Below are 12,069 nucleotides of genomic sequence, written 5' to 3'. Positions count from 1 at the left end.
TGCGGATCACCGTTGATGCGGTAGGCGAAGCGGGCGCCCAGCTGGCTGCCGCCGAGCGTTCCCCCGGCGGCAAGCGACTGCGCGTCCCCCTGCCGGACGAACGCCCAGGCGGCCGACGACCAGCGCCGCTCCTCCGGCAATCGGGCGAGGAGGGGACTTTGTGAAGGCACGGAGGTGGCTTGGAAGAAGAGCGGCTCAGGCGCCGACGGAGACTGCGGCCCGGCAGGTGCAGCCAGGCCGGCGAACTGTGTGGGTAGGAAAGGGGGCTCGAAGATGACGGGGTAAACGGCCCGACGGACTGGTGCTCCGCATGAGCCGCACTCGGCCGATCTCGGGAGGAGCATAGACGCAGCGGGGCCCGGCGTTCCCGCAGCGGGCGAAGGCGTGGGGTAATGCACGAGGGGAGGCGGGGCCATTTGAGGCAGGGGCGAGGCTCCAGGGGACCCGGCCCATCCCGGCGCGAGCATCGCCACCCGAAGGCAGGTCCAGCCGCCGAGCACCGCACCGAGGAAGCGGAGCGGCGGCGGGATGCTCATTCGGCCGGCACCTGCGCGGGGAAAAAGTGCGCCGTCTTGTCCCAGGAGGCGCTGCCGGTGCGGCGGATGGAGAGATAGCGGAAGACGGCGCGGCGTGCGGCCATCATCGCGATGATGTTGCTGACGACCACGCGCGGGATCGAACGCAGGCCCTCCCGCCAGCCATAAGCCAGGGCAACGAAGGTGGACCGCATCGCCAGCCGCCACCCCAGCAGCGCCAGATTGAGCTCAAGGAGCAGGGCGAGGAAAGGGGGTATGGGATCGGGCTCGAACCGGGTGAACGCCCGCGCCAGAAACAGTACGCTCCACAGCAGCAGCGACAGATAGCCGGCGAACAGCAGCAGCGAGGCGAGCACCGCCTGCCGGTCGCGAAGCCGCATCCAGCGCTCGGCAATCCCGCCGTTCCAGCCGAGCCGGTCCCAGCCGGACAGTGCAATCCCCACCATCCACCGCGCCTTCTGGCTGACCGCCGCCTCGCGCGTTCCGGGGAAATATTCGCGCGTCATCACCATCGGCCGCCCCGCCGCGGCTCTCAGCCGGACGAAGGCCGCAGTGCCGCCGATCGGGCGAAGCCGGAGCCCCAGCTCGTAATCCTCCGTCAGGCTTTCGGCATCGAAAGGTGCGCCGTGCTCTTCGGCGATCTCGCCCAGGGTGTCGCGGCAGAAGGCGCAGCCGACGCCGGCGGAGGGGAGGGAGGCTCCGAGCGCCTCCCGCACGACCAGCTCCTTGCCGTGCGATTCGGCGAATTCATCGGCATAATGGCCCGCGATCCACCTCGAATTCGGATCGATCAATGGCAGCACCGGCAGCTGCACGAGGTCGAAGCGCTCGATCAGCAGGTCGAAGATCCTGAGCTCGGCGGAATGCACCACATCCTCGGCGTCGTGCAGGACCACGGCCTTGAACCCGAGCCCTTCCGCCGCCTCGTCCTGCAGCATCTTTTCCCAGAGGCGGTTGAGGCAGTCCGCTTTCGTGGTCGGCCCCGGCACCGGCCCGACCACCAGCCGGACCCGCGGATCTGCAACCCCCCTGACGGCGGCGATGGTGGCAGGGTCGTTGGGATAGCAGCCCACATAGATGCGGTAATCGGGGTGCTCGAACGTGGCGATGCTGTGTCGGAGCATGTCGGCTATGACGGCGCCCTCGTCCCAAGCAGGCACGAACACAGCAAGCCTGCCCGGACGCTCCGGCGCGGGAAGGGTGTCGGCAGAGGCACGTTGAAAGCGGCGGTAGACGGTGCAGCGCCGCCACAAGGTGCGGCCGATCCAGATCAGGTCGACGGCAAGATCGCTGACGCCGAGGAGCAGGAACCCGCACGCCGCGAACAGCGCCGTCTCGCGCATGGCAATGCCGATAGCCCCCAAAATCTGGTCCATCTTTACCCCGATTCGGAGAAGAATTGATCCGATCTGGAGTAAGCTCAGGCAATGCCGTGAATTACCGGGGTTTTGCCCCTGGTGCCCGAAGCCGCTACGCCCCCCGCAAGCGACCGGAGGAAAGATGGCCGACAGGATCGAGCGCAGCGGCGGCAGGTCGGCGCTTCGGGAGTTCCTCGACAGCGAGGCGGCGAGCGGCATTCTGCTGATTGCGGCCGCGGCACTGGCGCTGATCGTTGCCAAGGGTCCGTTCGCGGACGCCTATCACCACATCCTCCACGATGCGATCGGGCCGGAACTGTCTCGCGGCCACGGGCCGCTGACGGCGCACCTCGTCATCAACGACGGTCTGATGGCCATCTTCTTCCTGTTCGTCGGGCTGGAGATCAAGCGTGAGTTCCTGGACGGCCGCCTCTCCACATGGGACCGGCGGCGCCTCCCCTTCATCGCCGCCGGCTCCGGCATGGCGGTCCCCGCCGCAATCTACCTGCTGCTGACCTGGAAGCATGGCGGCCTCGTGAGCGGCTGGGCGATCCCGGCAGCGACCGACATCGCCTTCGCGATCGGCGTGCTGGCGCTGCTCGGCAGCCGGGCTCCAACGTCGCTGAAGCTCTTCCTCACGACCGTCGCGATCGTCGACGACATGGGCGCCGTCGCGATCATCGCGCTCGCTTACACGCCCTCCCTTCACACGCTCTATCTGGGGATCGCAGCGGGCATCCTGTTCGTCATGTATGCGATGGGGAAGAGCGGAACCTCCTCGCTGTGGGTCTATCTCCTGGGCGGAGCCCTCTTGTGGTACGCGGTCCTGCTCTCCGGCGTCCACGCCACCATCGCGGGTGTCTTGACCGCGACGGCCGTGCCGCTCGTGAAGACGCCGGGAGCGCCGGATTCGAATGTCTCTCCGCTTCACCGGCTGGAGCATGCGCTCGCGCCGATCGTCGGTTTCCTGATCGTGCCGGTGTTCGGCTTCGCCAACGCAGGCGTTTCGCTCGCAGGATTGAGCTTGGAAGACATGTTCGCGCCGCTCCCGCTCGGCATTGCTGCCGGGCTTTTCTTCGGGAAGCAGATCGGAATCTTCGGAGCCGTCTATTTGTCTGTGAGGCTCGGCATCGCCTCGCCCCTCCGCGGCGCGAGCTGGATGCAGGTGTACGGCGTCTCCGCCCTCTGCGGCATCGGCTTCACGATGAGCCTTTTCATTGGCGCCCTCGCCTTTCCCAATTCGCCGCTGCTGGTCGAGGAGGCGAAGATCGGTGTCCTCATCGGCTCCTTCCTCTCCGCGCTGGCCGGGTTCGCGATCCTGTGGTTCGCTCCAACGCCTGCAGGCCAGCCGGCGGCGGATCGCGCGCTGAACGGTGAGATAGACGTTGACGGGGACGTTTCGAGCACCGAAGATTCGGCGCGATGAAGCCATTCCATCTGTTCCTCGCCGCGATGTTGCTGGCGGGATGCGTATCGAGCCCGATGGGCCGCGACAGCCTCGACGAGATCGCAAAGGACTATGTCCAGATGACGCTCGAGATCGGCGAGCGCGAGCCGGGCTATGTCGATGCCTATTACGGCCCAAAGGAATGGGCCGATGCCGCCAAGGCGGCGCCTCGCTCTGTCGCTGCTCTCGCCAAGGAGGCGGAGGCCCTCTCCGCCCGCGTCGCCGCGATCCCGGCTGCCGGGTTGGAGCCGATCGAGCGCCGTCGGCGCGACTTCCTGCTGGCGCAGCTCCGGGCCGCGCAGACCCGGCTCCGCATGATCCAGGGGGAGAAACTGAGCTTCGCCGAAGAGGCGCAGGGCCTGTTTGGAGTGCGGGTGGAGCTGAAGCCGCTCTCCGCCTACGATCCTGTACTCGCGCGGATCGAGATGCTGGTGCCCGGCTCCGGGCCGCTTTCGGAGCGGGTCGACGCTTTCCAGAACCGCTTCACCATTCCCAAGGAGCGGCTTCAGCCGGTGTTCGACGCCGCCATCCAGGAGTGCAAGCGCCGCACCGTGCAGCACATCCAGCTGCCCCCGGGCGAGACGTTCAAGATGGAGTTCGTCACCGGCAAGAGCTGGTCCGGCTACAATTATTATCAGGGCAATTATAACAGCCTCATCCAGATCAACACCGATCTGCCGATCCGCATCAGCCGCGCCGTCGATCTTGGTTGCCACGAGGGTTATCCGGGGCACCACGCGCTCAACATGCTGCTCGAGCAGAAGCTGACCAAGGGCAGAGGCTGGGCCGAGTTCAGCGTCTATCCGCTCTATTCGCCGCAATCCCTGATCGCCGAAGGCTCGGCCAATTACGGCATCGACCTGGCTTTCCCCGGCCCGGAGCGGCTCCGCTACGAAAGTCAGGCGCTCTATCCGCTGGCCGGGTTGGCGACGCGCGATGCGGACAAGTATCTCGATCTTCTGAAGGCGACGAGCGAGCTTGCAGGCGCACGCTTCACGATCGCGCGAGAATTCCTCGAAGGCCGGATTGGCCGCGACGAAGCGGTTGCGCTCACCCAGAAGTACCAGCTCGTCTCCAAGAAGCGCGCGGAGCAGTCGATCGACTTCACCACTCAGTATCGCAGCTACGTCATAAACTACGGCCTCGGACAGGACATGGTCCGCGCCTTTGTCGAAGCCGCCGGGCCGGACCCGAGGGCGCGCTGGGCGGCGATGGAGCGGGTGATCTCCGAGCCGACACTGCCGAGCGACCTGCTCGTCCGCCGCTAGGGTGCGCTGCTTCTGGGATCCGCGCCAGCTCGCCCACGCGCCGGCGCTGGAGATCCATAACGGCCGTTTCGAGCCCTGTGCCGAGACCCCGTCGCGGGCGCAGGCGATCCTGGATGCGCTGCCGCCCACCGAGCCGCCGCGGGATCATGGCGAGGAGCCGATCCTCCGCGTCCACCCCGGCGACTATGTTCAATTCCTGAAATCTGCGCATTCGGATTGGGTCGCGGCAGGACGCGAGGGCGATGCCATCCCCTATGCCTTCCCGGTGGCGCGGCGGCGTCCACTGAGGCTGGACCGCATCGACGCCCGGCTCGGCCGCTACGCCTACGATACCTGCACGCCCATCGCTGATGGGACATGGCAGACGGCATATTGGAGCGCTCAATCGACGCTCTCTGCCCTCGACGCTGTGCTGGAGGGGGACCGGTCCGCTTTCGCGCTCTGCCGTCCGCCCGGCCACCATGCCGGAGCCGATTATTTCGGCGGCTATTGCTTCCTCAACACCGCCGCCATCGCCGCCGAAGCCGCGATCGCCGCGGGCCGACGACGCGTCGCCATCCTCGACATCGACTATCATCACGGCAACGGCACGCAGGACATCTTCTACGGCCGCGGCGACGTCTTCTTCGCCTCGATCCACGCCGATCCGGCCAGCGATTATCCCTTCTACTGGGGCCATTCGGACGAACGCGGCGAGGGAGAGGGCGAAGGCGCGAACCTCAACCTCCCGCTGCCGCAGGGCACGACAATTTCGGGGTTCGGCGCGGCTCTGGATCGGGCGCTCGAGGCGATCGCCGCCTACGCCCCCAACCTGTTGATCTGCTCCTACGGCGCCCACACCTTTGCGGGCGATCCGATCAGCTATTTCGAAGTCCAGACGGACGACTACCCGATCCTCGCCCGCCGCATCGCCTCATTGGGCCTGCCGACTTTGATCGTCATGGAAGGCGGCTATGCGGTGGACGCGCTGGGCAGGAACGTGGCGGCCTTCCTCGAAGGCTTCTAGTCCGCCGCCCCGCGGCCGCGCTCCAGCTCGCGCCGGTAGGCATCTACCGACCAGTCGCGGCCGAGGAAGTTCTTCGCCAGGACATTCATCGACTCCGATCCGCCCGGCGCAAGGATCATCCGCCGGTATTTGCGGGCGGTGGCCGCGTCGCGCAGGCCCGCCTTGCGGAACTGGCTGAGCAGGTCCGTGGCGAGCGCCTTCGACCAGCCGTAGGTGTAATAAGCCGCGCCGTAGCCGCTCAGGTGCCCGAACGACGCCTGCGGGTGCGTGCCTTCCGCCTCCTCGACCGGAACATACCGCCTGAAGGTCGTCTTGAAGGCGCCGGTCAGATCCTCGCGGGCCGGATCGCCGACATAATAATCGAGCGAAACTGCCGCCAGCCCGATGTCCCCAAGCGCCGAAAATGCCTCGCCGAAGCGGCGGCCGGCATTCATCTTCTCGACCAGCGCTGCGGGGATCGGTTCGCCTTTCTCGTTGGTCGCGAAGCGCTTCAGCGTATCATAGTCCCATACCCACTCCTCGAGCAGCTGCGAGGGCGCTTCGGTCACGTCGTTCTCGATCTCGCTGAAATTCTGCGCCGCCCAACCGACCTGGCCGGCGAACGTCCAGTGCAGCAGGTGTCCGAATTCGTGGAGGAAGGTGACGACGTCGCCATGCTCCATGAGGCCCGGCGGAAAGTTGCAGATCAGCGCCGCAACCGGGACGGTGCGATCCTTGATGCCGAGGCGGATCGGGAACATAGCGGCGTGGCTGAACTTGTTCTGGCGCGGATGCATGTCGAGGTAGAAGCGGCCGATCACCTTGCCGTTCTCGACCATCTCGAAGGCTTTCACCTCCGGCGCCCAGACCTCCGTCTGCCAGGGGCGGATCTGGACCCCGAACAGATCCTCGGTAAGCTTGAAGATGCCGCCGCGCACCTTCTCGAACGCGAAATACTGGCGCACGACCTGCGGATCGACCTGGTAATCCTCGGTCCGGATCAGGCGGCTTGCATAGGAATAGCTCCAGAGCCCCAGCTTCTGCACCGAAGGATCGTCCTTCCGGAGGCGGGCAAGCATCCGCGCCGCGTCCTTTTCGGCGCTCGGCCGGGCGGAAGCTGCGATCTCGTCGACGAAAGTCTGCGCCTTCGCCGGGTCACGCGCCATCCGATTGGCGAGATCGTAATGTGCGTAGGTGGGGTAGCCGAGAAGCCTGGCGAGCTCGGCGCGCTGGACGAGCAGGCGCTTCAGCACGGCGTCGTTCTTCGGAAAGGCACGGCTGTCGAACGCGATCCGCACACGCTTCCTCAAATTCTCGCTGCTCGCATAGCGCAGCACCGGAAACACGTCGGGATAGGCCGTCGTGATCTTCACCAGCCCGTCGGCCCCGGGCGGATGCGCGTCGATATAATCCTTGGGAAGCCCCGCCAGCTCCTCCGGCTTTGCAGCGACTGTCAGGACGCCTTCGTTGATGTTGCGATCGAACTCGAGCGAGGTTTCGGTGATCGCCTTTTGCAGCTCGGCAACCCGCTTCCGCGTCGCCTCATCCTTGTCAACGCCGGAGCGGCGGTAATTGTCGATCTGCCGGCGCAGCATGTAGCGGAGCCCGGCCGGTACGCCCTTCTTCTCCGCGGCCTGCAACCGCTCGAAGATGGGCCGGGACATCATCATGCGGGTCTGCGCTTCGCTGGTGCGCTGGTTGCAGTCTTCCGCCGCCTTGCGGATCGCAGCGTCGGGATGGGTATCCTTGATGAGGCCGGGCTCCGCATAGAGCGCGCTCATCGTCAGGTTGTAGAGATCGTCATAGGCCGCGAGCAGGGTCATGGCCGGTGCCGAAAGCGGCATCGCCTCCACCTTCGCCTGCAGCGTCCCGATGGCGGCGAGCCGCGTGTCGCACATCTTCGCCACCTCTCCCGCACTCTGGGGGTCGGCGAGGATGGGGCCGAGAATGGCATCTGAGACGGGCTTGTACTCGGCGGCAAGCGCCGGTGCGGAAACGCCGAAAAGCAAGGCGGCGGCAAGCGGACGAACGATAGGCATCATCGAGTCTCCCCCACGGACCGGGGAAGGCTATCACGCTTCGCTCATCTTCCCAAAGCGGCTAGAGCTTCTCGGTCAGCTCCGGCACCAGCTTGAAGAGGTCGCCGACCAGCCCGATGTCGGCGACCTGGAAGATCGGGGCGTCCTCGTCCTTGTTGATGGCGACGATCGTCTTTGAATCCTTCATGCCCGCAAGGTGCTGGATGGCGCCCGAGATGCCGACCGCGATATAGACTTCAGGGGCGACGATCTTGCCGGTCTGGCCGACCTGGTAATCGTTGGGAGCATAGCCGGCATCGACCGCGGCACGGCTTGCGCCGACGGCGGCTCCGAGCTTGTCCGCCAGCGGATCGATCAGCGCGTGGAACTGCTCCGAGGAGCCCAGTGCACGGCCGCCGGAGACGATGATGTTGGCGCTGGTCAGCTCCGGCCGCTCCGAATGCGCGACTTCCTGGCCGACGAAGCTGGAGAGGCCGGTATCGCCGGTGCCGCCCGTCTGCTCGATCGTTGCCGAGCCGCCTTCCTTCGCTGCCTTCTCAAACGCGGTGCCGCGGACGGTGATCACCTTCCTGGCGTCGGACGACTGAACGGTGGCGATGGCGTTGCCGGCATAGATCGGGCGGGTGAACGTGTCCGGCCCCTCGACCGAGAGGATGTCGGAAATCTGCATCACGTCGAGCAAGGCGGCGACGCGCGGCGCGATATTCTTGCCGGTGGTGGTGGCGGGGGCCAGGAAGGCGTCGCAATGCTGCATCAGCTCGACCACGAGCGGCGCCACATTCTCAGCTAAGCCATGCGCGTAGGCGGCGTTGTCGGCGACATGGACCTTCGCCACGCCGGCGATCCGCGCCGCCTCTTCCGCGACTCCGCCGACATTCTCGCCGGCGACGAGGAGGTGGACCTCCCCGAGCTTCGAAGCGGCGGTCACGGTGGCGAGCGTCGCATCCTTCAGCTGCCCGCCTTCATGTTCGACCAAGACGAGCGCGATCATCCCACAACTCCCGTTTCACGCAATTTGTCGATGAGCTCGTCAACCGAGCCGACCTTCACGCCCGCCTGACGCTTCGAGGGCTCGGTCACCTTCAGGGTCGTCAGGCGCGGTGCGATCTCGACACCGTAATCGGCAGGCGTCTTCTGGGCCAGCGGCTTCGATTTAGCCTTCATGATGTTGGGCAAAGAGGCGTAGCGCGGCTCGTTCAGACGAAGATCGGTGGTGACGATCGCGGGGAGGTTCAGGCGCACCGTCTCAAGGCCGCCGTCCACCTCGCGAGTGACGTCGACGGCGCTTCCGTCCACCTCGACCTTCGAGGCGAACGTGCCCTGCGCCCAGCCGAGCAGGGCGGCCAGCATCTGCCCAGTCTGGTTGGCATCGTCGTCGATCGCCTGCTTGCCGAGGATTACCAGCTGCGGCGTCTCCTCAGCAACGATCTTCTGCAGGATCTTGGCGACGGCGAGCGGCTCCACTTCCTGATCGGTGGTGACGAGGATCGCGCGGTCCGCGCCCATGGCAAGGGCGGTGCGAAGCGTCTCCTGCGCCTTGACCGGACCGATCGAGACCGCCACGATCTCCGTCGCCACGCCCTTCTCCTTGAGGCGGATGGCTTCCTCGACCGCGATCTCGTCAAACGGGTTCATGCTCATCTTGACGTTGGCGAGATCGACGCCCGTGCCGTCCGCCTTCACCCGCGGCTTCACGTTATAGTCGATGACCCGTTTGACGGGGACGAGGAGCTTCATTGCCTGTTCTCTCCTAAGCCGCTTCTTTCACCTGAGCGACGATCTTTCGGGCGGCGTCGCCAAGATCGTTGGCAGCGACGATCGGCAAGCCCGACTGCGCCAGGATCGCCTTGCCTTCCTCGACATTGGTGCCTTCGAGCCGCACGACCAGCGGCACGGAGAGGTCCACCTCGCGCGCCGCGGCTATAATTCCGTCGGCGATGATGTCGCACCTCATGATCCCGCCGAAGATGTTGACGAGGATACCCTTCACGGCCGGATCGGAGAGGATGATCTTGAACGCCGCCGTCACCTTCTCCTTCGAAGCGCCGCCGCCGACATCGAGGAAGTTGGCCGGGAAGGCGCCGTTCAGCTTGATGATGTCCATCGTCGCCATCGCGAGCCCGGCCCCGTTCACCATGCAGCCGATGTCGCCGTCCAGCTTGATGTAGGCTAGGTCGTATTTCGACGCCTCGAGTTCCATCGGATCCTCTTCGCTCTCGTCGCGGAGCTCCATCAAATCCTTGTGGCGGAAAATGGCGTTCGAATCGAAGCCGACCTTGGCGTCGAGCACCATCAGCTTGCCGTCATCCGTGATCGCGAGCGGGTTGATCTCGATCTGCGCGGCGTCGGTACCCAGGAATGCGTCGTAAAGCCTGGAGGCGACGTTCGCCGCCTGCTTGGCGAGATCGCCCTCGAGCCCCAGCGCGCCCGCCACAGCCCGCCCGTGGTGCGGCATGAACCCGGTGACGGGGTCAATGTCTATCGTGTGGATCTTCTCCGGCGTGTCGTGAGCCACGGTCTCGATGTCCATTCCCCCCTCGGTGGAAGCGACCATCGAGATGCGCCCCGTTTCGCGGTTCACGAGCAGCGCGAGGTAGAATTCCTTGGCGATGTCTACACCGTCGGTGACGTAGAGCCGCTGGACCTGCTTGCCCTCGGGTCCCGTCTGGATCGTTACGAGCGTGTTGCCGAGCATCTCGGAGGCTGCGGCGCGGACTTCATCCAGCGTGCGGGCGAGGCGGACGCCGCCCTTTGCGTCGGGCCCGAGCTCCTTGAACTTGCCCTTGCCGCGGCCGCCGGCGTGGATCTGCGCCTTCACGACGTAGAGCGGACCGGGGAGCTTCTCGGCGGCTGCAACAGCTTCTTCGACGCTCAAGGCGGCATGTCCGGCCGGCACCGGTACTCCGAACTTTCCGAGCAGCTCCTTGGCCTGATATTCATGGATGTTCATCGGGATCCCTTGGAAGACGTCTCGCGGCCCTAAAGCACAAGCGCTTCAGGATGAAAAGCGCTCCACGTGCGCGGGATCTCGCCGGGACCTATCTGCCGAGCTTGGTAAGCTTCATCCGATCGAGCATCCCGAGGCTGCCGCTGTGGAAGCGGGAGATCAGCGCCGGATCGAGGGCGTAGAAGCTCTCGAAGATGCCGCGCCGATCTTGGGCGGGCGCGTGGAACAGGGCGGCGTTGAAGGCGCGGTACGCCTCGCGCTTCCGCCACAAGGCAGCTGCCTCCTGCTCGAACAGATCGTGGAGAGCGGCGCCGGTGAGATCCCGCTGCTGCGTCAGCATGACGGCGGTTCGGACTGCGTCAGGAAGCGTGTAGCCGGTGGTGGGATGGAAGAAGCCGCCGCGGAGGCCGAGCTTCGCTACCCGCGCCCCGCCGACCCGCCAGAAAGCGCCGAAATCCCCGCCGAGCGCAATTGGAAGCGCTCCGCTTTCCTCGCGCTGCATGCGGCGCTTCTTCCACCCCCGCAGCCTGATATAGGCGTCGAGCCGCTCGGCCGCGTCCGCCGGCAAGTCCGAAGTGTCGGAATAATAGCAATCCTCGATCAGCATCCGAGTCTCGTTGAACGGCAGGCACTGGAAGAAGCGGAAGCCGTCCAATTGCTCGACGGTCGCGTCCATCAGCACCGGCCGGTCGACCTTGTGCGGCTGCGCGAAGATGAACTCGCGCCCGACGAACTTCCGCCAGCCGAGCTCCAACATCGAGAGGTTCGCGGCCCCCCGTGCGTCGAGCGCACCGTCGGCCTTGATCTTCTCGCCACCGAGCAGGACGAGCTCGTTGTCCCGCACCGCCACTACCTTGGTGCCCAGCCGATACTGGTCGGGCCGCAACGTAGCGCGCACCGCCGCATCCAGGTCGGCCGAGCGGACGCTGTTATAGCCGGCCCTGAACTTCCGGCTCTGCCCAGGAAAGGCGACGTAATAGCCTTGCCACGCTTTGGCGATCATGGGCTCGACCAGCCAGCGGTCCTCCGCCGCCACATCCTCGTCGTAGAAGGGCCAGATGTGGCTGCCCCCGAAGCTCTCGCCTTCCTCGACCAGCAGAAGCGGTATTTCCGGCCGTGCCCTGGCGACCGCGATGGCTGCAAGGCACCCCGCCAGCCCGCCGCCCGCGATCAGCAATCCGTCCCGCTTTCCCTTGGCCATATGAGCCACTTACATCAGCGACTTAGCCTTGCGCTACCGGCTGTTACAGATGCGGAACGGGGAGCGTCATTTTGGTACTGTTTTCTTAAAGCCGTTGGCATAACGTGGCGGCTGTGGAACCGATCAGCGCCATTCAGCGCTTTAACACAGGTAAAACAGGGATGTACTGCTAGAGGATGCTGAGGCCGCCCGTCATCGCGGCGCTTTCCATGGCGCTCGTTTCCGCCGCTCCGGCTTACGCCGAGAGCGCAGGCGGGCAGAGGCAAGGGCCGTCGCTGCCCGGCCTCA

9 protein-coding genes are annotated in these 12,069 nt (G+C 65.8%); 3 read left to right on the top strand and 6 right to left on the bottom strand.

The genetic code is table 11. The features are described 5' to 3' along the window. Positions 1–532: 532 nt before the first annotated feature. A complete protein-coding gene (locus VF662_RS12740) occupies positions 533–1,912 on the bottom strand; it encodes a glycosyl transferase family protein (protein WP_464141806.1) in 1,380 nt (459 codons plus the stop codon). A 124-nt stretch (positions 1,913–2,036) separates the two neighbouring features. Between VF662_RS12740 and nhaA the strand changes: the two genes are divergently transcribed. Genes nhaA through VF662_RS12725 form a run of 3 tightly spaced genes read left to right on the top strand, consistent with a single transcriptional unit; the run spans position 2,037 to position 5,615 of the window. Continuing rightward, positions 2,037–3,320, top strand: a complete 1,284-nt coding sequence (nhaA, locus tag VF662_RS12735) for a Na+/H+ antiporter NhaA (RefSeq protein ID WP_464141804.1) — start codon at positions 2,037–2,039, stop codon at positions 3,318–3,320. Then, positions 3,317–4,609, top strand: coding sequence for a hypothetical protein (locus tag VF662_RS12730; RefSeq protein ID WP_464141802.1), 1,293 nt, complete (start codon positions 3,317–3,319; stop codon positions 4,607–4,609). The genes nhaA and VF662_RS12730 overlap by 4 nt, the downstream gene beginning before the upstream one ends. Position 4,610: 1 nt before the next feature. Next, a complete protein-coding gene (locus VF662_RS12725; protein WP_464141799.1) occupies positions 4,611–5,615 on the top strand; it encodes a histone deacetylase family protein in 1,005 nt (334 codons plus the stop codon). Here the strand turns inward: VF662_RS12725 and VF662_RS12720 are convergent. The 5 genes from VF662_RS12720 to crtY form a co-directional block, all read right to left on the bottom strand. After that, positions 5,612–7,636 carry a M3 family metallopeptidase gene (locus VF662_RS12720; RefSeq protein WP_464141797.1) on the bottom strand — a complete coding sequence of 675 codons (2,025 nt, stop codon included), beginning with the start codon at positions 7,634–7,636 and terminating at the stop codon, positions 5,612–5,614. The genes VF662_RS12725 and VF662_RS12720 overlap by 4 nt on opposite strands. Before the next feature lie 58 nt (positions 7,637–7,694). Then, complete coding sequence (locus VF662_RS12715) at positions 7,695–8,624, bottom strand: electron transfer flavoprotein subunit alpha/FixB family protein (protein ID WP_464141793.1); 930 nt, start codon at positions 8,622–8,624, stop codon at positions 7,695–7,697. Further along, positions 8,621–9,370: an electron transfer flavoprotein subunit beta/FixA family protein gene (locus VF662_RS12710; protein WP_464141790.1), complete on the bottom strand. Its 750-nt coding sequence runs from the start codon at positions 9,368–9,370 to the stop codon at positions 8,621–8,623. Before VF662_RS12710 ends, VF662_RS12715 begins: the two co-directional genes overlap by 4 nt. Positions 9,371–9,383: 13 nt before the next feature. Continuing rightward, positions 9,384–10,583, bottom strand: coding sequence for an ADP-forming succinate--CoA ligase subunit beta (gene sucC, locus VF662_RS12705; protein WP_464141788.1), 1,200 nt, complete (start codon positions 10,581–10,583; stop codon positions 9,384–9,386). Positions 10,584–10,671: 88 nt separating this feature from the next. Beyond that, complete coding sequence (crtY, locus tag VF662_RS12700; protein ID WP_464141786.1) at positions 10,672–11,781, bottom strand: lycopene beta-cyclase CrtY; 1,110 nt, start codon at positions 11,779–11,781, stop codon at positions 10,672–10,674. Between the last annotated feature and the right edge of the window lie 288 nt (positions 11,782–12,069).

The organism is Allosphingosinicella sp. (assembly GCF_036387215.1).
Taxonomy (GTDB): Bacteria; Pseudomonadota; Alphaproteobacteria; order Sphingomonadales; family Sphingomonadaceae; genus Allosphingosinicella.
The sequence above is the reverse complement of the archived record's forward strand: the minus strand, read 5'-3'. Positions and strand labels throughout refer to the sequence as shown.

Coding starts and splice junctions, on each gene's coding strand:
- VF662_RS12740 (WP_464141806.1), bottom strand. CDS start 1,912: ATGGACCAGATTTTGGGGGCTATCGGCATTGCCATGCGCGAGACGGCG.
- nhaA (WP_464141804.1), top strand. CDS start 2,037: ATGGCCGACAGGATCGAGCGCAGCGGCGGCAGGTCGGCGCTTCGGGAG.
- VF662_RS12730 (WP_464141802.1), top strand. CDS start 3,317: ATGAAGCCATTCCATCTGTTCCTCGCCGCGATGTTGCTGGCGGGATGC.
- VF662_RS12720 (WP_464141797.1), bottom strand. CDS start 7,636: ATGATGCCTATCGTTCGTCCGCTTGCCGCCGCCTTGCTTTTCGGCGTT.
- VF662_RS12715 (WP_464141793.1), bottom strand. CDS start 8,624: ATGATCGCGCTCGTCTTGGTCGAACATGAAGGCGGGCAGCTGAAGGAT.
- VF662_RS12710 (WP_464141790.1), bottom strand. CDS start 9,370: ATGAAGCTCCTCGTCCCCGTCAAACGGGTCATCGACTATAACGTGAAG.
- sucC (WP_464141788.1), bottom strand. CDS start 10,583: ATGAACATCCATGAATATCAGGCCAAGGAGCTGCTCGGAAAGTTCGGA.
- crtY (WP_464141786.1), bottom strand. CDS start 11,781: ATGGCCAAGGGAAAGCGGGACGGATTGCTGATCGCGGGCGGCGGGCTG.